Origin of the sequence: Dietzia papillomatosis NBRC 105045, from assembly GCF_001570845.1 — a bacterium.
Taxonomy (GTDB): domain Bacteria; phylum Actinomycetota; class Actinomycetes; order Mycobacteriales; family Mycobacteriaceae; genus Dietzia; species Dietzia cinnamea.
Genome location: NZ_BCSL01000046.1, coordinates 1 through 20,426 on the forward strand (window position 1 = coordinate 1; position 20,426 = coordinate 20,426).

Sequence of the window (20,426 nt, forward strand, 5' to 3'; positions counted from 1 at the left end):
ACCCATGCTCCTAGGGCGGCCTACGCGGGGTACAACCGCTCACGGGACCGTGCCACTGTCATGGGTAAGCGTCCAGAATTAGGGGTTGCTGGCCATGTCGGGTCGATGGGCCGCGAGAGGCGGCCGAAGAAACTTGCGTTAACTCCGCGTACGCGGGCCCAACCGCGCTGCGACCTGATCGCGCGTGGCGGCGTACGTGAGCAGGAAGTGCTCGAGTGCGTGCTGCGCGTGGCGGGGCAGGAACGGAGCGACGGGCACGGTGGTGCGCTGCATGACGTGGCGACCGTCGAGGACCCACGAGGTGAGGTCGTCGTCCAGGTTGAGGCGCGCGATCTCCAGAGCGGCCTCGGCGCGGGAACGCACACCTCGGACGACCCACGCCCAGATGCGGGCGAACGGCTCGTCCTCCGTGAACGAGACGTGCATCCGGTGGCCGACGTGGTCGAAGACCAGGTGGCCCACCTCGTCCACCACGCACGGCCGGCCGGTCACCTGTTCGATGATCGCCTCGTACCGCTCGCGGGCGTCCACGTGGTCCTCGACCTCGACGGCCACGTCGATCGGGTTGGGATAGTCGGCGGGGTCGCGTCCGACGGGCACGGAATCGGACCGGATGAGCCTGAGCGCGCCGGTGTAGCGACCGACCGTCCCCTCGCATCGGAGGGTGAGCAGTTGCGGGTGCGGGACTCCCAGCCGGTCACGGCAGACGTCGACCACCGCCCGGGCGATCGGCGCCGGGGAGGTGGGGGCGGTGTGCGCGATCATCTCCTCGACGAGGTCGTGCCCGGCGGGGCGGGCGGTCACCCAGGCGACCGCCCCGCCCGCCGCCAGTTGGACGGTGCACCGTCCCTGTCCGCCGGACGGTTGTGACGGTGCGCGGAATTCCATCGCGCCCACCGCCCCGGGCCTGCGGAGATGTCCGGTGAGGGTGTGCTCGAAGTCGTGCCACGGGTCGTCCGCCGGGCGCAGGGAGGCGCTACCCGGTCCGAGGCGGTGGTCCTGCATGACGTCACCCCACCGGCGCGAGGGCGGCCACGTCGTCGACGGCCCGGCGGAGTTCTCGCGAGGCGGTGCAGTCACCGAGCCGTTCGGCGACGGCGTCGGCGATCGCCCGGTAGAACCACAGTTTTTCCTCCGGCCCGGCGTTGAACAGGCCCCACATGTCATCGCCCAGCCGCTTGTGCGCGGTGACCATCGAGCGCAGATTGTGGATCTTGTCGGCGGCCGAGATGAGCAGGCACTCGTGGGAGTCCTCGGCCAGTCGCGCGAGGTAGCCCTCCTTGCGCACCCGCCACGGCGGGGTCTCCTCGCCGGCGGTCTTCTCCTCCGAGACGCCGCGAACGAGTTCCGTGACCCGCTCGCCGAACTCGGCGGTCATGTCGTCGGCCGAGTAGACCGATGGCGGCACGTCCTCCAGCACGTCGTGGAGCAGCGCCGCGACCGCCACGTCCTCGTCGCCGGTGAAGTCCGAGACGATCAGCGCCACCGCGACCGGATGGGCGATGTAGGGCGTCGGTTCGTCCTTGCGGGTCTGGCCGGCGTGGCAACGGGCGGCGACCGCGAGTGCGCGGTCGAGGGTGGGGGTCCAGGTGAGCGACATGGTGCACTCCTCGAGGGAGAGGTCCCGACGCCGGGCGACGCCGCCGGGTCGTGGGTGGAACCGGCCGTGACCGGTGTCCCTTCCACACTCCCGAGTACACACCACGGGTACGACACGGGGGAACCGATCGGCGTGGGGCGCGCGTCGTACATGGTGAGGACGCCACGGGGGCGTCCCGGTAGTAGACCGGAACGACGACGAGGAGGGCTCGTGCCCGACGGGACGATCAGGGCGGATGCCGGGAAGATCGCGAGCGCGGTCTCGGTGTTCCGCGACTGCGGGGAGGCGGCCGCGGAGGTGACGTTTCCCGAGGTCACGGCACGTCTGGGCGGCGGTCTTCCGGGCGGGTCGGCGATCGAGCAGGCGCTGGACCGGGCGTGTGGTGCCGCCACCGTGTGCGCCTCGAGAATCGCGGGTCGGCTCGGGGGCCTGGCCGACTTCGCGGCCGAGGCGCACCGGTTCCTCGAGGCCGAGGATGAGGACTTCGCGGATCTCCTCGCAGCGGTGGCCCGGCGGTGAGCTGGACAGTCGGCGACATTCGTCGTTGGGACGTGTCCGCGTTGACGGGCGCCGGTGGCGAGGTCGGGCGGCAGGGCTCGGTGGCGCAAAGCATCCGGGGGGACCTGGTTGACGGTGCGGCGGAGCTGGATGATGGCTGGGACGGGGAGGCCGCTGACGCCGTCCTCGACACCGTGGAACGCGAGAAGTCGCACGTCAGCACGCTGGCTGACGGACTCGAGGATCTGGCTGATGCTCTCCGGAGCTCGCACGCTGCGCTGGGGCCGGCAGTTCAGACGGTTCGAGATCGGATCGCCGATGCCGAGGCAGCCGGACTGCAGGTGGGCGAATCGTCGGTGCGTCCTTTGTCTGGTCGCGACGACATCGGTCACTCGGCGGTCGATGAGCATGCGGAGGCGATCAGCTCCGCGGTCGACACCGTGCGCTCCCTCGATGAGCACTACGGGCGCGAGATCGACCAGATCGCCGCTCGGCTGCACTCCGCGATCCCACTCGAGGTCGACCGGTCGCCGATCCCGGGCCCGGACGACCCGTGGCCGGGTCGCGGTGTGGACGCGATGACGGGGGCCGCGTCACGGGGCTACCCGGACGTCGCCGATGAACTCGATCCACGGACCCGGGGGAGACACATGCTCAACCCGGCTCCGGATGACTTCGGCAGCGCCGCGGCGACGGGGTTGCGAGGACTCGGTAGGGTCGCCGGTCCGGTCGGTGGCGGGCTTACGGTGTACGACGGCGTGAAGGCCCACGCCGAGGGGAGGACGTCGACCGGCGAGGCCGTCGCGGAGACCCTTGGGGCTCTGGGTGGCGGCGCGCTCGGAGGCGCCGCAGCCGGCGCCGTCGCAGGAACGATGTTCGGTCCCCTCGGAACGTTCATCGGCGCCGGCATCGGTGCGGCCGTCGGGACGTACCTGGGACAGCAGGCGGGCGATATGGCTCACCACCGGTACCGGATCCACACGGCAGAGAGGTGACACGACCATGAGGTATGGGCAGAGACGGGACGACCCGTCGGAACGCGACCCGCACCCCTACGAACACCCCGCCCTGGAACCGGAACCCGGTTTCTGGGACGGCAGGTGGGAAGAGTTCAAGCGGCGGTTCATCCAGATGGCCTGGGAGGATCACTACAGCCGGACCGTCCTCATCCTCTCGACGGTGGGATTCGTGGCGACATTTATCTGGATGTGGTTCACCGGTGAAACCTGACGGTCTCGCCTAGAACGTCTTGGCGTCGATCACGAACCGGTACCGGACGTCCGAGCTGACGACGCGGTCCCACGCCTCGTTGATCTGATCGGCCGAGATGAGTTCAATCTGGGCGGTGATCCCGCGCTCGGCGCAGAAGTCCAGCATCTCCTGCGTCTCGGGGATACCGCCGATCATCGAGCCGGTGAGGATCTTGCGGCCGCCGGTCACCGACCCCGCCCGCAGGGACATCGGCTCACTCGGGATGCCGATCTCCACCATGGCGCCGCGAGGCTTGAGCAGGGCGAGGTACCGGTCCAGGGGCAGGTTGGCGGAGACGGTGTTGAGGATGACGTCGAAGCTGCCTCGGAGCGCCCGCAGGTTCTCCCTGCCCTCGTCTCCGGCGGTCGCGTAGTGCTCCACGGCGCCGAACTTCAGCGAGTCGTCGCGCTTGGAGGTGCTCTGGGACAACACGGTGACCTCGGCGCCCATGGCCACGGCGAGCTGCACGCCCACGTGCCCGAGCCCGCCCATGCCGATCACCGCGACCTTCGTGCCGGGGCCGACGTTCCACTGACGGAGCGGCGAGTACATGGTGATCCCGGCGCACAGCAGCGGCGCGGCGGCGGCCGGGTCGAGGCCCTCGGGGACGGAGACGACCATGCGCTCCTCCACCACGATGTGCGTGGAGTAGCCGCCGTTGGTGACCGGGCCCTCCGGGTCGCCCTCGGGCAGCGGGGAGCCGTAGGTCGCGGTGGCTCCGACCTCGCACTCCTGCTCCTGGCCGGCCTCGCACGCGGCGCACTCGTGGCAGGCCCCCACCAGGCAGCCGACGCCCACGCGGTCGCCCACCGCGTGCCGGGTGACCTCGGAACCGACCTCGCGGACGATGCCGATGATCTCGTGCCCGGGTGCCACGGGATAGGTGGTCTGCCCCCACTCGCCGCGCACGTGGTGGATGTCGGAGTGGCAGATGCCGGCGAACTCGATCTCGATGAGCACGTCGTCCGGGCCGGTGTCCCGACGTCGGATCGTGGTCTTCTCCAGGGGTGCGTCCGGTGCGGTGGCGGCGACGGCGGCGACGTCCATGTGTGGTCTCCCTCGGGTCGGGTCAGGTGTGCACGCCACAGTAGAGAATGTTCGGCGTGAGAGAATGTTCGGCGTGCGCCGCCGCCACGGCATCTGCGGCCGCAGCGGAGCGGGTACACGACAATGCCCTCCCGGCCAGGCCGCGTACGACTCCCGAAGGGTTCGTACCGCCATGTCAGAAGGGCAATGAGTCGATTCACAGCGGGCCGGGGTGACCGGCTACGTCAGCTGAGCGACGAGCCGGACGCCCCCGGTCCAGGTGGTCAGCTCCCGAGGCTGCCGAACACGTCGACGCTGCCCAGATTGACGCTCCCGGTAGTGGTCACCGAGAAGTTCCGGAAGTGAATCTCGACCGGGTACTGGACGTCCGCGAGAGTCGAGATCTCATCGGTCGCAGCGAGGGGCGCGATGCTGTCTTCGGTGACGCAGATCGACGTGGCGACGTAGTCCCCGTCGTCAAGGCCCGGCACGCTGACGTTGTGGGGACTCGCGTAGGCCCCCTCCTCGTCCAGTAGGTCGCTGGACTCGTTGACCACGACGCGCAGGTCGGATTCCTTCGTGGGCCAGACCGGATTGCTGAACAGGTCCTCGAAGAAGGTCTCGTTCCAGGTCTCGGGGTCGATGTCCTTCTCGCTGATCGCACCCTCGACCACCAGAGGCCCGACGCAGGCCATGTTCTCGGGGGCGGTGACGGTGAAGTTCGCCGTGGTGCCGTTGACGTTCACGGTGAGGTCAGGCGAGTCGATCTTGATGATGTCCGTGGGGTCGACGGGGTCGACCAACTGCGCCTGGGCGATGGCCGGCGCGAGGAATGAGCCTGCGCCCAGGAGCGCGGCGGTCACGGCGGCGGTGCCGTAGGTACGGAGGGAAGTTGTGGGCATGGGAAGTCTCCTTGATGAAGTAAGTATTCGAATGGTTATGCGGCCCTGAGGCCTTCGGGTGGGAGTGCGTGCTGGTCTGCCGGAGGGGAGCGCGGCAGAACGTCCGTTGGGGCGTCGCTGGGTTGATTCGGCTGGGCCCCTGCGGCGCTTCGCGTGGGTGACTGCATACCGACACTCGCCGTATCACGCGTGGACGCGGTCGCATCCCGGTAGAGGCCGTCATGGACGAGAGTGAAGACTGCGGGTATTGCAGCGGCGAGGGCGATCACGGCGAGCCGGCGCCGCCGGGTAGTGCCCAGCTTGAGTGCCAGGACCACGGAAGCTGCGGCCAACACGAGCGCGGTGCCGAGGCCGGCCACGACAGCCCCGGTCGCGCTCGAGATGTGCCGTAGCGACCCATACAGCAATTCGATGTGCCAGTTCAGCCCGAGGAACACGACCGCGAAGGCGCCGGCGACCAGGCCCACACCGACTGCTGCCTCGACCGGGTTCGGCAGACTCAGGCGGACGAGCGCCCTGCACGCTACACATGCGGCCAGAACGAGGGCGGTGGCCAGGACGGGTACGGCGATCGCGGCGAGGTAGTGAAGCCACCATTCGAGGGGACTCCAAGCGGCGAGGTGGTCGACCGTGAGGGTGTTGTTCACGATTGACCTCCGGGGGATCGAGTGCGGTTGGCTTCCGGGGAGACTTTTCCTCCGCCTGGCGGTGGAGTGGTAACACCTATGGCGATAAGGGGACTTATCGCCGGGAGGGTATGAGTCGGTGCAACTCGGAGGTAGCGTCGGCCGCATCGCAGATCAGACGGACCGAGTGGAGGTGGCCCCGTGGAGACTCTGACCATGCAGCAGGTCGCCGCGCTCGCCGGCGTGAAGCGCCCGGTCGTCTCGGTGTGGCGCTCCCGGTCAGCCGGATCGGAGCACCCCTTCCCTGCGCCGGTGGACCCGGCACGACTGGTGTTCTCCGCAGACGAGGTCGGCAGCTGGCTGCGCGTGACCGGCAGGGGGAACAATCCGGATGCGCACGAGGACGCGGCGCTGTTCTCGTCGTTGATGGACCGGGCGGCCTCGCAACTCGACGACGCATCGGCGCTTCTCCTGCTCCATGCGCTGTCTGGCACGCCGTTGGCTGAACAGGGCAGTGACGACCTAGCGATGCTTCCGGTGGGGCACGCAGTCGAGTCGGTTTTGTCCGTGGCGCAGGCGGACAAGGCTCTGCGTGATGCCGACCTGGTCGCGTGCGTCGATCACCTCGCCGAAGCCGGCGTCACGGCGACACGGGTGCTCGAACGGCTGGCGCTCCGTCAGGAGGAAAAGGACGCGCCGCTCGCCTCCGAGTCGCTCACTGCGAAGGGCGATGCACTGGCGTGCGAGGTGGTCGCGGCGCTGGCCGGCGATTCCGACAGGGCACTCGTGCCGTGGGGGCCGGGCGGCCTGCGGCTTCTCGCGTGCGTGGTGGCGAGGTCTTCCGAGTCGGATCGGCCGCGAGTCGTTGCGCCGGATGACCCGACCGGGCCGGTGGATCGACTGTTCTGGCGGTACCTCGCCGCACTCGGCGCCCGCTTGGAATCGGCGACGGCCGGTTCAGCCACGCTTCTCGTCGGGCAGTGGTCGGTGATTTCCCGGGACCGGACTGAGAGCTTCTTCGACACGATCGACGACGTGGTGCTGGGCCTGGAGCCGGGCAGCGCCGCGGTGGTGTTCGCGCCCGCGCCACTGCTGGTCGACGAGTCATCGGGGACGGACCATCGGCGGCGGATCCTGAGCGGGACAGGCGGCGGCTATGTGGCGCCCCTGCGCTATGTCGCTCGCCTGCCGCGGGGATTGTGCCGGTTCGGTGGTCGTCGTCGGATGGCGCTGTGGGTGTTGGGGGAGTCCGGCGACACCGCCGGTGCGCGGAGTTTCACGACGTTCGGGGAGCACTCGGCCCATGCGCTCGATTCGCGGGAGAACCGTGCCCTCGCCTCTGACGCTGTCGCGGCCCTCCGCGGGGGTGCCGCACGGCGGAGTCACGCATTCCTGCGGGCCGAGCACCGGCTCACCGATGCGGTGGTGGTCAGGTCCGCGCTCGCTCTGCCGGTCACCACCGACGTCGCGGAGGACGGCGGTGATGCGCTGGCCCGCCTGTGGGAGAAGCGCGACGCGTCGGCGTCCGGGGTGCTCGACGGGGTCGAGGTGGTGGCGGCCGGATCTGCGGCTGATCACTCCCTGCCGTGGAGGGCGGCGACCACGGGCAAGCACCGGCCGGCCCGGGTGATCACGGGCGTGCGCATCCCCGCGGAGGTCTTCGCGGCGGGTCCGGGCGGCATCGGGGTGATCGGCCCGGACGAGGTGCGCGGCCGGTGCGCGATCGGGTCACGGTCGGTCGATCTGGTGGAGTTGGTTCGGCGCGCGCCTCGGTTCCGGCTCACGGAGCCGGGCGACGTGGTGTTTACGACGACGAGGGGGCCGGCCGCGATCATCGACACAGTCGGCGGCAATGCCGTTCAGGCGCCGGCCCGGGTCCTGCGTTGTCTGGAGCCGGTCGAGGGATCGCGACGTATTCTTCCCGAGCTCGCGGTTCGGGATATTTCGGTTGCGCGGGGATCGGATTGCCGTTCCTGGCGGCTGCGCACCGTCGTCGTCGACGCCTGTGGCCCTTGGCGCACGGTGGCGGCACGGGCCGCCGAGCATCGGGCACGGCTCCTGGCCGAACTGAGTGCGCTCGACGCGCTCACCACAGAACTTTCCGACGGACTCGCGGCGGGCACGCTGCGCATATACCACAACTACTCAGAGCAGAACAACGAGGAGAACGCCTGATGGCGAAAGTGTTGGTTCCGAAGCCGATGGAGGCATCGACCCCCAAGGAACTCAAGGACACGCTGTGGAAGGCGGCGGACAAGCTCCGCGGGTCCATGGATGCGTCCCAGTACAAGGACGTTGTGCTGGGGTTGGTGTTTCTCAAGTACGTCTCGGACGCGTTCTCCGAGCGGCGCGACGCGATCCGCGAGGAGCTGGCCGGGGAGGACGAGACCTACCTCGCGGAGACGCTCGAGGACGCCGATGAGTACCTGGGTTCCGGCGTGTTCTGGGTTCCCGCCGAGGCGCGCTGGGAGTACCTCTCGCGGCACGCCAAGGGCATCCCGGCGTCGTCGACCAACGACGCGCAGTCGATCGGTGAGCTGATCGATGCCGCGATGCGCGCGTTGATGCAGGCCAACGAGTCGCTGGTGGGCACGCTGCCGGTGTTGTTCGGGCGGGACAATGTCGAGCAGCGCCGACTGGGTGAGCTGGTGGACCTGTTCAACGCGGCGCGTTTCACCGGCGGCGGCGCCTCCAAGGCGCGGGATCTGCTCGGGGAGGTCTATGAGTACTTCCTGGACAAGTTCGCCAAGGCGGAGGGTAAGCGCGGCGGCGAGTTCTACACCCCGCCCGTGGTGGTGCGGACGCTGGTGGAGATCCTCGAACCGCATTCGGGGCGTGTGTACGACCCGTGTTGTGGGTCGGGCGGCATGTTCGTGCAGACGGAGAAGTTCCTCGAGGGGCACAAGGAGGATCCGACCAACGTCGCCGTGTACGGGCAGGAGCTCAACGAGCGCACGTGGCGGATGGCCAAGATGAACCTGGCGATCCACGGGATCGATTCGCAGGGTCTGGGCTCGCGCTGGGGCGACACCTTTGCGCGCGATATCCACCCGGACATGCAGGCCGACTACGTGATGGCCAACCCGCCGTTCAACATCAAGGACTGGGCACGTCGCGAGGACGACCCGCGCTGGGTCTACGGCGTGCCGCCCAAGCGCAATGCCAACTACGCGTGGATGCAGCACATCCTCTCCAAGTTGGCGCCGAACGGCGAGGCCGGCGTGGTGATGGCCAATGGGACCATGACCACCTCGACCAGCGGTGAGGGCGACATCCGCAAGGCGATGGTCGAGGGCGACGTGGTGCAGTGCATCGTCGCCCTGCCGGGGCAGCTGTTCCGGGCGACGGGCATCCCGGTGTGCGTGTGGTTCTTCGCGCGCAACAAAGCCGCCGGCAAGGGTGGTTCGGTGGATCGCCGCGGGCAGGTGCTGTTCATCGACGCCCGCGAGCTCGGCCACATGATCGACCGCGTGGAGCGCACGCTGAGCGAGGAGGATCTGCAGCGCATCGCCGAGACGTTCCGCTCCTGGCGAGGCCGCCCGTCGGCCGAGGGCGAGTACGAGGACGTGCCCGGCTTCTGTAAGTCGGCCACGCTCGAGGAGATCAAGGCCGCCGGCTACGCGCTGACCCCGGGCCGCTACGTGGGCGTGCCCGAGGCGGAGGAGGACGACGAGCCGGTCGACGAGAAGATCGCGCGGCTCACCGGTGAGCTCACCGCTGCCTTGGATGAGTCGGCGCGGTTGGATGCCGTAGTTCGTGAGCAGTTGGGGAGGCTGGTGTGAAAGCGGTGCGCTTAGGCGACGTCATCAAGATTCACCATGGGTGGGCTTTTCCTGGTTCTGGGTTCGGCACGGATGCCGAGCTGCCACAGCTCATTACCCCGGGGAACTTCGAGCCAGGCGGCAGTTTTGTTCGCAGGGTGAAGTCATTCTCTGGTGAGTTTCCGTCTGCCTTCATCTTAGAACCGGGTGACCTGGTTGTCTCGATGACCGACCTCAGTAAGGAGGGGGCCACCCTAGGCAAACCTGCTATTGTGCCGAGCGATGGCATCTTTCTCCACAATCAGCGAATTGGGAAGGTCGAGATTCTTGACGAGTCGGCACTAGATAAGAACTACCTAAAGGCACTCTTTCTTACCGGCGAGTTTCACAGGCAGATTCTCTCTACCGCGACTGGAAGCACAGTCAGGCATACCAGTCCGGGGCGAATCTATGAATTCTGCCACTCCCTGCCGGAGTTGGAGGCGCAGCGCGCGATCGGCGAGGTCCTCGGCGCGCTGGACGACAAGATCGCCGCGAACCGAAAGGTCTGCGTGTCCCTGCGTGGTCTGCAGGGATCGATATGGTCGAGAGCTTCGAGATCGCTGCCGCATATACCGCTCATTGAGTTAGCTCCACCAAGGTTGGGTGGAACCCCGGCTCGATCCAGTCCGGAACTTTGGGGTGGCGGAACTCCGTGGGCCTCGGTGCGCGATATGACAGGTGCCGATTTGGGGGTCATTTTGTCGACGGCTGAGACAATCACGATCAAGGCTGCTCAGCCGGAGCGACTCAGACCGGTTCCAGCGGGGTCGGTGTTTTTGACAGCCCGTGGGACTGTGGGCGAAGTTGCGGTGGCAGGTGTTGACTGCGCATGCAATCAGTCTGCGTACGCTTTCATTCCCCAGGCGGGAAAGAGTGCAGCTCTGAGGCTGGCTTTAGAGGGTGCTGTCGCCGGCCTGATTTCGAGAGCGCACGGTTCGGTATTCAGCACCATCACGACTTCGACGCTTGCGGATGTTGAGGTGCCCAACTTCTACGATGGGTCGGCAAGACGTGCTGTGAGCGAACTTGAGGTGCTTGAGGAGCGTGTCGTAACCGGGCTCAAGGAGAACGTATCCCTAGCCCGCACCCGCGACGAACTGCTCCCACTCCTCATGAGCGGCAAGGTTGGCGTTAAGGACGCCGAGCGAGCAGCCGAGGATGTGCTCTGAGTGGCGGCCGACCTGCGCCTGGCGGAGATGAGATGATCCGCCTATGAACACCGACGAGCTCTCCTCGCTCCTCGATCGGCTAATTGCCGATTGGGAGAGCGAGGTGGTCGAGTTCAAACGTGGCCGTGAAGGTTTCAGCATGAGCGAAATTGGGAAATATTTTTCGGCACTGGCCAACGAGGCGAACCTGCGCGGTGACGAAGCGGGCTGGTTGATATTCGGAGTTGACGACAAACTCCGGGTAATCGTGGGCAGTTCCTATGGCCACTCGGCAAACCGCCTGAACGCGCTCAAGCTGGAGATCAACCAGAACACCGACCCCCGAGTGTCGTTTCGCAACATTCACGTTCTCGACCACGAGGCCGGCCGCGTGGTGCTCTTCGAGATCCCACCAGCGCCCCGAGGCCTGCCGATCGCATGGAAAGGGCAATGTTGGGCGCGGGCCGGGGAAAGCCTCGTTCCCCTCGGCATGGACAAACTGGACCAGATACGCAACCAGACCATCGGTAGCGACTGGACGGCCACGATCATCCCTCACGCAACACTCGAGGACCTGGATCCCGAAGCCGTTGCTCAGGCGCGAAAGGGGTTCACTGAAAGATATCCGCGACTGGCCGACGAAGTGGCGCGCTGGAACGACGCCACCTTCTTGGAGAAGGTTCGGTTGACGCTTGGGGGCAAAGTCACTCGCGCTGCGATCTTACTGCTCGGCAAGTTCACCTCGGCGCACCTGATCAGCCCGCACATGGCCGAGATCACTTGGAAATTGACCGGTGAACAACAGGCGTTCGAGCACTTCAGCACGCCATTTCTACTTTCCGCTGACGATCTGATCAGTCGTGTCCGCAATGTCCAGATCCGGTTCAATGACCCGAACAGAGCCGTCTACCGCGAGATCTCGAAGTACGACGAGGGAAGTCTTCACGAGGCTCTGTACAACTGCATCGCGCACCAGGACTACCGCCAGCACTCACGAATCGTCCTCGTCGAACGTCCGGACCGGGTCGAGTTCCTCAGCGTCGGTGACTTTGTCGACCGCACCCCTGATGACTACATGTTGAGCGACACAGTGCCTCGTCGGTACCGCAACCCGCTCCTGGTGACCGCGATGACTGAACTCAACCTCGTTGACCACACATGGGAAACGGGATTCACCGTATGGTCAGTCAGCAACGCAAGCGGTTCCTCCCGCTTCCCGACTACGATCTCACCGACCCCGGCGAGGTCAAGCTCACTGTCTATGGCGCGGTCATCGACGAGGCGTACACCAAGCTGCTCATGGCTCGCGAGGATTTGCCGCTCGAGGATGTGCTCGCTCTCGACCGGGTCCAGAAGGGTCTGCCGCTCTCGGCATCAGTAGCCCGCCGCCTCCGGAAGGCCGGACTGATCGAGGGACGACAACCTCACCTTCGTGTCGCACCGACCATTGCGCGAGTAACGGGAACGAAGGCTGCGTACATCCGAACCCGAGGCCAGGACGATGCGTTCTACTGCAAACAGATCAGCGACTACCTGGAGAAATTCAGCTCGGCCAATCGCTCCGACATCGACGAGTTGCTCATGAGCCAGCTCAGTGACGCGCTCACTGACGAGCAGAAGCGAAACAAGATCGGCAACCTGCTCACAAAGTTGAGGAAATCCGGCGAGATCCACAACGCAGGGAGCCGCACCCGGCCGCGCTGGGAGCTTTCATAAGTGAGGACCGATCCAATGAAGCTAGCCAAGAACCTAAGTAAGAAAGGTACGTCTCAGGGCGTCGAAATAACAGGTCGGCGCGGTTTGCCGCCTTCTTTAGGTCGTCCTCGGGTCGACGAGCCTAGCCGAGAAAGCCAGTCCGTATCGAAGGGACACAGGCCGGGCGGTAGCGGCGTAGTAGCTGTCGCGAGGCGCGCCCCGTCACTGTTCGTCACTGTAGGTCACTGTAGGTCACTGTGCAGTGACGCCTACAGTGATGGGCTCGTCGAAGGCCCATCAACGGGCACCTCTACCCGACGTACATTGCTCGATTGCAGCGCCGACGCTATCCTCGGGGCATGCCACCTGCCCCCTCTGGGGGCAGGTTTTTTCATGTCCGATCACGCTTCGCGCCCCTCTGACCTGGAGAGGACGCGATGACTTACGGCTGGTCCGAGGCCCAAGCCGAGCAGGGCATCCTCGACGCCCTCGCCGAGCGCGAATGGGAGCACCGCTCCGGGCCATCCCTCGCGCCCGGCTCGGGGGAGCGCGACTCGTGGCATGACATCGTCCTGCGGGGCACCCTCCTGCAGTCGCTGATCAACCTCAACCCGGACGTGCCCGAGGAGTATCTCCAGCAGGCCATGGCCGAGGTGACCACTCCCAAGTCGCAGGACGCCGTCACCGAGAACCACCGGCTCCACCACATCCTGCTCGACGGCTACAAAGGTCTGACCTACATCGACGACGACGGCCGCGAGGTCGCCCCGGTCATCCGCTTCCTGTCCGCCGACGCCTCGCGCAACAAGTATCACGCGGTGGACCAGGTGACCGTCCGCAGCCGCGAACACGAACGACGATTCGACGTGGTGGCCTACGTCAACGGACTGCCGCTCGCGATCGTGGAACTCAAGAAGCCAAGCGCCAAAAACGCCACCGCCGAACTCGCGTACAACCAGCTGCGCACCTATCTTCACGAATTCCCCATGGCGTTCCGCTTCGCCGTCGTCGTCGTCGCCACCGACGACCTCTCCGCCCGCTACGGCACGCCGTTCACCCCGTGGAACCACTTCGCGCCCTGGAACGTCGACGACGACGGCCGCCGCATCGCCCCCCTCACCACCCACGAAGACTCCGCGGAACCCATCACCGAACTCGACCTCCTCATCGACGGCGTGTTCAACGTCGAACGATTCGGCCAGCTCCACCGCGACTTCACCGCCTTCGACGCCACCGAGTCCGGTCTGATCAAACGCATCGCCAAACCGCACCAGTACTTCGCCGTCACCAAAGCCGTCGGCGCCACCGTCCGCGCCGTGGACTCCGACGGCCGGGCCGGCGTCGTGTGGCACACCCAGGGCTCCGGCAAATCCATGGAGATGGAGCTCTACACCGCCAAGATCATGCGGCACCCGCGACTGGCCAACCCCACGGTCATCGTCATCACCGACCGCACAGAACTCGACTCCCAACTGTTCGACGGCTTCCAGATCTCCGACCTGCTCCCGGAGCAGCCGGTGCAGGTCCGCACCCGCGACGATCTGCGCACGCAGCTGGCGGACCGACGCTCCGGCGGCATATACTTCACCACCCTGCAGAAGTTCGGCCTGAGCAAGTCCGAACGTGACTCCGGAGCGACTCACCCGCTGCTCTCGGACAGACGCAACATCGTCGTCATCGCCGATGAGGCCCACCGCAGTCACTACGACAACCTGGACGGGTACGCCGCACACCTCAAGAGCGCGTTGCCGCACGCGACTCTCATCGCCTTCACCGGGACCCCCATCACGGAGGGGGAGCGCGACACCCGCCGCGTCTTCGGCGCCGACATCGACGTCTACGACCTGCACCGGGCAGTGGAGGACGGCGCCACGGTCCCCGTGGTCTACGAACCGCGGCTGATCAGCCTGGCGCGCCTGCCCGGCGTGGACGACGAGTCGCTCGACGACGCCGCGGAGGAGGCACTGAGCGGCCTCGACGCCGCGGACGCCGAGCGGCTTCAGCGGGCGGTGGCCAAGCTCGACACCGTCTACGGCGCCCCCGAGCGCATCCGCACGCTGGCCGCCGACCTGGTGACCCACTGGGAAACCCGCCGCGACGCCATGCGGCCCTTCCTCGGCGTCCCGGGCAAGGCGATGATCGTCAGCGCCACCCGATCCATCGCCGCGAACCTGTACCAGGAGATCGTCGCCCTCCGCCCCGACTGGCACTCCGATGCCGACGACATGGGCAAGGTCAAGGTGGTCTACACCGCCGATCCGGGCGACGAGGAGCACGTCACCAGGCATCTCCGGCGTCCGAGTGCGATCGCCGCGGTGAAGCAGCGGGTGAAGAACCCCGACGACGAGCTCGAGCTGATCATCGTCAAGGACATGATGCTCACCGGCTTCGACGCCCCGGCGCTGCACACGCTCTACGTGGACCGGCCGCTCCAGGGCGCGCTGCTCATGCAGACGCTCGCCCGCGTCAACCGCACCTTCCGCGGGAAGCAGGACGGGCTGCTCGTGGGCTACGCGCCACTTACCGACAACCTGTCCAAGGCGCTAGAGGAATTTACCCGCGAGGCCCCGGAGGGCGGCGACCGACTCGTCGGCCGCACCTCCGAGGAGGCCGCGCAGATCGTGCTCGACCTGCTCGCAGGCGTGCGTGAGCTCATCGGCGACGAGTGGAAGGCGCAGTGGCACGCCAACGCCAAAACCGGCTGGCGTGATGCGCTCCTCACCGTGGTCACCCGCCTGCGGTCGCCGGGCACACCGGGAAACCGCGACGACGACGACCCGGACGCGCGCCCTCTCGCCGACCGCTTCCGCGACCTGTCATCCAAACTCGCGCGGGCGTGGGCGCTGGCGGCGGGGAACGACTCCCTCGAAACGGTCCGACCCGAGGTGCGGTTCGTCGAAGAGGTCCGCGTCTGGATGCTCAAGCTCGACGCACAGCAGAAGATCGGCGCCGGAGAACTGGTCCCGGACGAGATCAAGCGCATTCTCGGCGAACTGATCGTCGACTCCGCAGCGAGCACAGGAGTCGTCGACATCTACCGCGAGGCCGGACTGCCCCTCCCGCGGCTCGACACGCTGACCCCGCAGTGGGTCGAGGAGGCGCAGAAGCCGTCCAAGGCCCACCTGGCGATCGAGGCGCTCAAGGCGACGTTGCTGGAGGAGGCCGCGACGGTCACGCACGGCAACGAGGTGCGGCGAAAGCTGTTCTCCGAACGCGTCAACGAGCTCATGGTGCGCTATACCAACCAGCAGCTCACGGCCGCCGAGGTGATCGCCGAGCTGGTGGAGCTCGCCAAGGAGGTCAGCGCGGAAGCCGACCGCGGGCAGCGCTTCGAGCCGCCGCTGGAAAGCTATGAACTCGCGTTCTACGACGTGGTCGCGTTGAACGAGTCCGCGGTCGACGTCCTCGGCGACGACGTGCTGGCCGAGATCGCCCGCTCGATCGTCGCCACCATGCGCCGCGACATCCGCACCGACTGGACGGTCCGCGAGGACGTCAAGGCCAAGCTTCGCGCCTCGGTCAAGCGCACACTACGCAAGTACAAGTACCCACCGGACAAGCAGCCAGAGGCCATCCAGCTGGTGATGCAGCAGATGGAGGCACTGGCCCCCAGGTACGCAGAGGAGTCAAAGGAGGAAGACGGGAGGTGAGCTCAGGCCGGGTGTGGGACGCCTACGGCTCCACGGAGCTCGCGATTCCCGCGGACCCCCGCCCACCCCGAGGCCGTTCTCGCAACCCCACCCGCTGGTCTTCCTCGATGCGGGGCGCAGCCGCCCGGCGGACCGCGAGACTGGGCACGCACTTCCAGCCGCAGCTCGATGATCCCGGGCTTATCGCGCTCTGCCGGGCAGAATGCCTCGCGCCCGGGCACCGGCCTGGCCTCGTCGTCGTCGCCCCCGTACGGCTCATCGGCGAGCGCGTCCTGCCGGGGATCCGGTGAGGGGGCCGCCGCGCCCGTAGTCTCGGCTGATGAGCTCCGAGACCGCCCGCCCCCGCAACGCCCGTCCCCGCACCGCCCGCTACTGGGCAATGCCCGCCGCCCTCGGGGCGATGGGGGTCCTGCACTTCGTCAATCCCCGGCCGTTCGACGGTCTCATCCCGCCCGAGCTGCCCGGCAGCCGCCGCGCGTGGACCTATGGGTCGGGCGTCGCGGAGCTCGCGGTCGCCGGGCTGTTGGCCGCGCCCCGCACACGGAGGCTGGGTGGTGCTGCCGCCACCGCGCTGTTCCTCGGCGTGTTCCCCGGCAACCTGCAGATGGTCCGCGCGTGGCGCCGCAAGCCGGTCTGGCCGTACCAGGTGATCGCGTGGGGCCGACTGCCGCTGCAGGTGCCGATGATCGTCGCCGCCGACCGCATCCGCCGAGGCGCCTGACCTGGGGCGCCTGACGCGCCTTACGCGCCGCCGTCCTGCCAGGCGGCCCGGTCCTCCCACGCACCGAGGCGCGCGAGGGCGTCCCGCTTGACGTCCGCCGGCGCGAACGACGACTCGATCGACGTACGCGCCACCTCCACGAGCTGCGCCTCGGGCACGCCCATCCGCTCGTGTGCGGACACGTACTCGTCGACCACGTCCGCGCCGAACAGCAGGGGGTCGTCGGCGCCGATCGAGCACCGCACGCCGGCGGCCAGGAGCGCGGGCAGGGGATGGCTCTCGAGCGAGGGACTCACGCCCAGCACGACGTTGGAGGTGGGGCACACGTCGAGGCACGTCCCCCGCTCGGCGAGCAGCTCGAGCACGCCCGGATCCTCCACGGCGCGCACCCCGTGCTGGATGCGGTCCGCCCCCAGTTCGACGGCGGAGCGGACCTCCTCCGGCCCGCCCAGTTCGCCCGCGTGGGGCACCACCCCGAGTCCGGCGTCGCGGGCGATCGCGAACGCTTCCGCCGCGGCGGCCACGGGACTGTCACGCTCGTCGGCGACCAGACCCACCGCCACGACGCCCCGGTCGGCGAACCGCGCGGCCAGCCGTGCCGCCTCGAGCGCGTGCTCGGGCCCCGCGCCGCGGTCGATGCTCACGATCGCGCCGGCCCACACCCCGTGCCTGCGTGACGCCTCGGCCATGACCGGCAGCTGGAACTCGAGCGCCTCCTCGGCGGAGCCGAACGCCACCGCCTTCTCGGGGATCGACGCGAACTCGAGCGCCACCACCCCCTGCGCGGCGGCGTCGGCGATCACCTCGTCCAGGAGCCGCTCGACTCGCTCCGGCGTGTGCAGGAGGTCGATGAGCAGGCCGTACGCGTCGAGGAACCGCGTGAAGTCCGGGTAGTCGACGAGCGGCGGCACCTCGAGGCCGTCCTCCGCGCACCACTGCCGCAGCGTCGCCTCCCGCATGGCCGCCTCGAGGTGGACGTGCAGGTGCGCCTTCGGCAGCGCGGTCAGGCTCCGGCGATTGGCATCGGCGCGGTGGGCGGTGTCGGCGCGGCGTGCGGTTTCGGTCATTCGTCGGCCTTGACCTCGCGGGCATCGTCGGCGATGTGCTGGTGCGTCATCGGGTCGGAGCCGTCCCAGGCGGTGACGTTTCGGGCCCGTGGCAGGTCGTCGCGGTGGAACACCGGGTTGTGTCCCTTCGTCTTCTGCTGCAGGTAGTGCCGCAGCAGCGCCACGGCGAGTCCGCCGAGCGGCAGGATCGCGATGAGGTTGATGGTGGCCATGAAGCCCATGAACAGGTCGGCAAGGCCCCACACCAGGTCCACCGAGCCGAGCGCGCCGCCGAACACCGCGAGCAGGACCAGCGCGCGGAAGACGTTGATCGACCGCGGGCTGTCGCGCAGGAAGTTGATGTTGGCCTCGCCGTAGTACGAGTTGCCGAGGATCGAGGAGAAGGCGAGGAAGAAGATGACCACCATGAGGAACGGCACGCCCCACTCGCCGACCTGCGACGCGAGCGAGTCCTGCGTGAGCGTGATGCCCTCTCTGTCTCCGCCGAACTCGGGGTCCGCTAGCAGAATGATGAACGCCGTGGCCGAGCAGACGACGAGGGTGTCGAAGTACACGCCGAGCGACTGGACGAGGCCCTGCTTGACGGGGTGGGAGACCGAGGCGGTCGCCGCGGCGTTGGGGACGGAACCCATGCCGGCCTCGTTGGAGAAGAGGCCGCGGCGCATGCCCTGCATGATCGCCGCGCCGATGGTGGCGCCGGCGATCTCGCGGAACCCGAGGGCGTGGCCGACGATGAGGCCGATCATGTCGGGGACCTCGGTTATGTTGATGGCGACGACGATGAGGGCGACGACGACGTAGGCCGCGGCCATGACCGGGACCAGGATCTCGGTGACAGCGGACAGGCGGCGTACGCCACCGAAGATGACGAGGCCCGTCACGAGCGCCAGCCCCAGGCCGATGGCGATTCCGGCTCCGGTGCCCTGGAGGTCGAACTGGTTGCGGACGGATTCGGAGATCGAGTTGGCCTGGACGGCGTTGAACACGAAGCCGTAGGTGACGGTGATGATCACCGCGAACGCCACGGCCACCGGCTTCCAGCCCAGCCCGTCGCGGATGTAGTACGCCGGTCCGCCGACGTACGAGTCCCTGCCCTTGACCTTGTACAGCTGCGCGAGCGTCGACTCGATGAAGGCCGTCGCGCCACCGATGATGGCGAGGAGCCACATCCAGAAAACCGCCCCGGGCCCGCCGACGGTGATGGCGATGGCCACGCCCGCGACGTTGCCGGTGCCGACCCGGGATGCCGCCGAGATGGTGAAGGCGCGGAAGGCGGAGATGCCCTTCTTGTCCGGTTCGATGTCGGAGGGTTTCTCGGTGATGGTCCGGAGCATCTCCGGGAAGAGCCGGATCTGGACGATCAACGTGGTCACTGAGAAGTACAGCCCGGCGATCACCAGGAGTGCGATGACGCCGTACCAGTAGACGTCGTTGATGCCCGCGACGAGCTCGGTGAGTTGGGTCACGGGTGGTGACACTAGTAACGGGGAGGCGGCTGCGCCACTGAACCTCCGCCACCGGACACCCGCGCCCAGACCTCCTAGTCTGGAAGAGTGACTGATGCGGGACCGAGACATACACGCGCCGGCACTGCGACGCTGGAGCCGACCGCCCCCGATGTCGCCCTGCTCTTCGAGGGCGGTGGTATGCGGGCGGTGCACACCGCGGGCGTTGTCGAGACGTTGATCGAGGCGGGGATCCACACCGGTCTGGTCGCCGGAATCTCGGCCGGGGCGTCTCACCTCGCTAACTACGTCTCCCGCGACGCGGTACGCGCCCGGAAGAGTTTCGTGGAGATGGCCGCGGACCCGAACTTCGGGGACTTGCGTAGTTTCGCGCGCGGCAAGGGGCTGTTCAACGCCGAGTACATCTACGAGCAGGCCGGCCTGCCGGATCAGGTGTTGCCGTACGACTTCGAGACGTTCGAGGCCAGCGGGACCGCCGCGCGGATCGGGACGTTCCGCTGCTCGGATGGCGAGACGGTCTTCTGGACCGAGGACGACGTCGAGTCGATGGCCGACCTCATGCGGATGGTTCGGTCCTCGTCGACCATGCCGGTGTGGATGCCGCCCGTGCTCATCGACGGCGAGTACTACGTCGACGGGGCCCTGGGCCATGACGGTGGGATCCCGTTGTCGGCGGCGCGCGAGGCGGGGTTCGAGAAGTTCCTCATCGTGCTCACGCAGCCGGAGGGGTACCGGAAGATCCCGCCCCGTCGACTGACGCCGTTCTATCGCTCGTACTTCCGCCGCTTCCCGGCGGTGGGGGAGGCGCTCCTGCACCGCTGGGCGCTGTACAACGAGACGCTCGACGAGATCGAGGAGCTGGAGAAGTCGGGCGACGCGCTGGTCTTCCGACCGGAGCGGGTGACGATCAGGAGCTACGAGCGCCGGGTCGACCGGCTCGCGGAGGCGTACGTCTCGGGACGCGAGCAGGCCC

19 protein-coding genes are annotated in these 20,426 nt (G+C 67.7%); 12 read left to right on the forward strand and 7 right to left on the reverse strand.

All coding sequences use genetic code 11. The annotated features are described in order from the left end of the window. Positions 1-138: 138 nt before the first annotated feature. Together DPA01S_RS13780 and DPA01S_RS13785 are read right to left on the reverse strand one after the other, a co-directional pair. Positions 139-1,005, reverse strand: coding sequence for a T3SS (YopN, CesT) and YbjN peptide-binding chaperone 1 (locus tag DPA01S_RS13780; RefSeq protein WP_061917104.1), 867 nt, complete (start codon positions 1,003-1,005; stop codon positions 139-141). Between the two features lie 4 nt (positions 1,006-1,009). Further along, entirely contained in the window at positions 1,010-1,600 is a 591-nt protein-coding gene (locus tag DPA01S_RS13785; RefSeq protein WP_061917107.1) for an HD domain-containing protein, read from the reverse strand. Between the two features lie 210 nt (positions 1,601-1,810). Between DPA01S_RS13785 and DPA01S_RS13790 the strand changes: the two genes are divergently transcribed. From DPA01S_RS13790 to DPA01S_RS13800, 3 genes are read left to right on the forward strand one after another with little or no spacing between them, the layout of a single operon-like run. After that, positions 1,811-2,119, forward strand: coding sequence for a hypothetical protein (locus DPA01S_RS13790; protein WP_061917111.1), 309 nt, complete (start codon positions 1,811-1,813; stop codon positions 2,117-2,119). Next, positions 2,116-3,093, forward strand: coding sequence for a WXG100 family type VII secretion target (locus tag DPA01S_RS13795; RefSeq protein ID WP_061917114.1), 978 nt, complete (start codon positions 2,116-2,118; stop codon positions 3,091-3,093). Before DPA01S_RS13790 ends, DPA01S_RS13795 begins: the two co-directional genes overlap by 4 nt. Positions 3,094-3,100: 7 nt before the next feature. Beyond that, positions 3,101-3,328 (forward strand): hypothetical protein, encoded by a 228-nt coding sequence (locus DPA01S_RS13800; protein WP_061917117.1) that lies wholly within the window; start codon positions 3,101-3,103, stop codon positions 3,326-3,328. Positions 3,329-3,337: 9 nt separating this feature from the next. Here the strand turns inward: DPA01S_RS13800 and DPA01S_RS13805 are convergent, their stop codons facing one another. From DPA01S_RS13805 to DPA01S_RS13815, 3 genes are all read right to left on the reverse strand, one after another. After that, positions 3,338-4,396 (reverse strand): NAD(P)-dependent alcohol dehydrogenase, encoded by a 1,059-nt coding sequence (locus DPA01S_RS13805; RefSeq protein ID WP_061917120.1) that lies wholly within the window; start codon positions 4,394-4,396, stop codon positions 3,338-3,340. A 263-nt stretch (positions 4,397-4,659) separates the two neighbouring features. After that, on the reverse strand, positions 4,660-5,277 hold the full coding sequence (locus DPA01S_RS13810; protein ID WP_061917123.1) for a hypothetical protein: 618 nt from the start codon (positions 5,275-5,277) through the stop codon (positions 4,660-4,662). A 35-nt stretch (positions 5,278-5,312) separates the two neighbouring features. Further along, on the reverse strand, positions 5,313-5,924 hold the full coding sequence (locus tag DPA01S_RS13815) for a hypothetical protein (protein ID WP_061917126.1): 612 nt from the start codon (positions 5,922-5,924) through the stop codon (positions 5,313-5,315). A 180-nt stretch (positions 5,925-6,104) separates the two neighbouring features. Here DPA01S_RS13815 and DPA01S_RS13820 point away from each other — a divergent pair, with 180 nt between their 5' ends. From DPA01S_RS13820 to DPA01S_RS13840, 8 genes are all read left to right on the forward strand, one after another. Continuing rightward, the gene (locus DPA01S_RS13820; protein ID WP_061917129.1) at positions 6,105-8,078 is read left to right on the forward strand and encodes a hypothetical protein; all 1,974 of its coding nucleotides are present in this window, start codon (positions 6,105-6,107) and stop codon (positions 8,076-8,078) included. Next, entirely contained in the window at positions 8,078-9,685 is a 1,608-nt protein-coding gene (locus tag DPA01S_RS13825) for a class I SAM-dependent DNA methyltransferase (protein WP_061917132.1), read from the forward strand. Before DPA01S_RS13820 ends, DPA01S_RS13825 begins: the two co-directional genes overlap by 1 nt. 5 nt (positions 9,686-9,690) lie before the next feature. Next, positions 9,691-10,875 (forward strand): restriction endonuclease subunit S, encoded by a 1,185-nt coding sequence (locus DPA01S_RS16450; protein ID WP_232303166.1) that lies wholly within the window; start codon positions 9,691-9,693, stop codon positions 10,873-10,875. Positions 10,876-10,918: 43 nt separating this feature from the next. Continuing rightward, positions 10,919-12,235, forward strand: coding sequence for an RNA-binding domain-containing protein (locus DPA01S_RS13830; RefSeq protein ID WP_198150794.1), 1,317 nt, complete (start codon positions 10,919-10,921; stop codon positions 12,233-12,235). Further along, entirely contained in the window at positions 12,184-12,570 is a 387-nt protein-coding gene (locus tag DPA01S_RS17070; protein ID WP_232303164.1) for a hypothetical protein, read from the forward strand. Before DPA01S_RS13830 ends, DPA01S_RS17070 begins: the two co-directional genes overlap by 52 nt. Before the next feature lie 416 nt (positions 12,571-12,986). Continuing rightward, positions 12,987-16,199: a type I restriction endonuclease subunit R gene (locus DPA01S_RS13835; RefSeq protein WP_061917135.1), complete on the forward strand. Its 3,213-nt coding sequence runs from the start codon at positions 12,987-12,989 to the stop codon at positions 16,197-16,199. 107 nt (positions 16,200-16,306) lie between these two features. Continuing rightward, positions 16,307-16,489: a hypothetical protein gene (locus DPA01S_RS16455; protein ID WP_070720712.1), complete on the forward strand. Its 183-nt coding sequence runs from the start codon at positions 16,307-16,309 to the stop codon at positions 16,487-16,489. Positions 16,490-16,518: 29 nt separating this feature from the next. Beyond that, positions 16,519-16,920, forward strand: coding sequence for a DoxX family protein (locus DPA01S_RS13840; protein WP_174521566.1), 402 nt, complete (start codon positions 16,519-16,521; stop codon positions 16,918-16,920). Between the two features lie 20 nt (positions 16,921-16,940). Here the strand turns inward: DPA01S_RS13840 and add are convergent, their stop codons facing one another. Both add and DPA01S_RS13850 read right to left on the reverse strand, forming a co-directional pair. Next, positions 16,941-17,987: an adenosine deaminase gene (gene add, locus DPA01S_RS13845; RefSeq protein WP_084374786.1), complete on the reverse strand. Its 1,047-nt coding sequence runs from the start codon at positions 17,985-17,987 to the stop codon at positions 16,941-16,943. Then, positions 17,984-19,453: an alanine/glycine:cation symporter family protein gene (locus DPA01S_RS13850; RefSeq protein WP_061230145.1), complete on the reverse strand. Its 1,470-nt coding sequence runs from the start codon at positions 19,451-19,453 to the stop codon at positions 17,984-17,986. Before DPA01S_RS13850 ends, add begins: the two co-directional genes overlap by 4 nt. An 87-nt stretch (positions 19,454-19,540) precedes the next feature. Here DPA01S_RS13850 and DPA01S_RS13855 point away from each other — a divergent pair. Then, positions 19,541-20,426, forward strand: an 886-nt coding sequence (locus tag DPA01S_RS13855) for a patatin-like phospholipase family protein (protein WP_232303165.1), incomplete at its 3' end; no start/stop codon positions are given.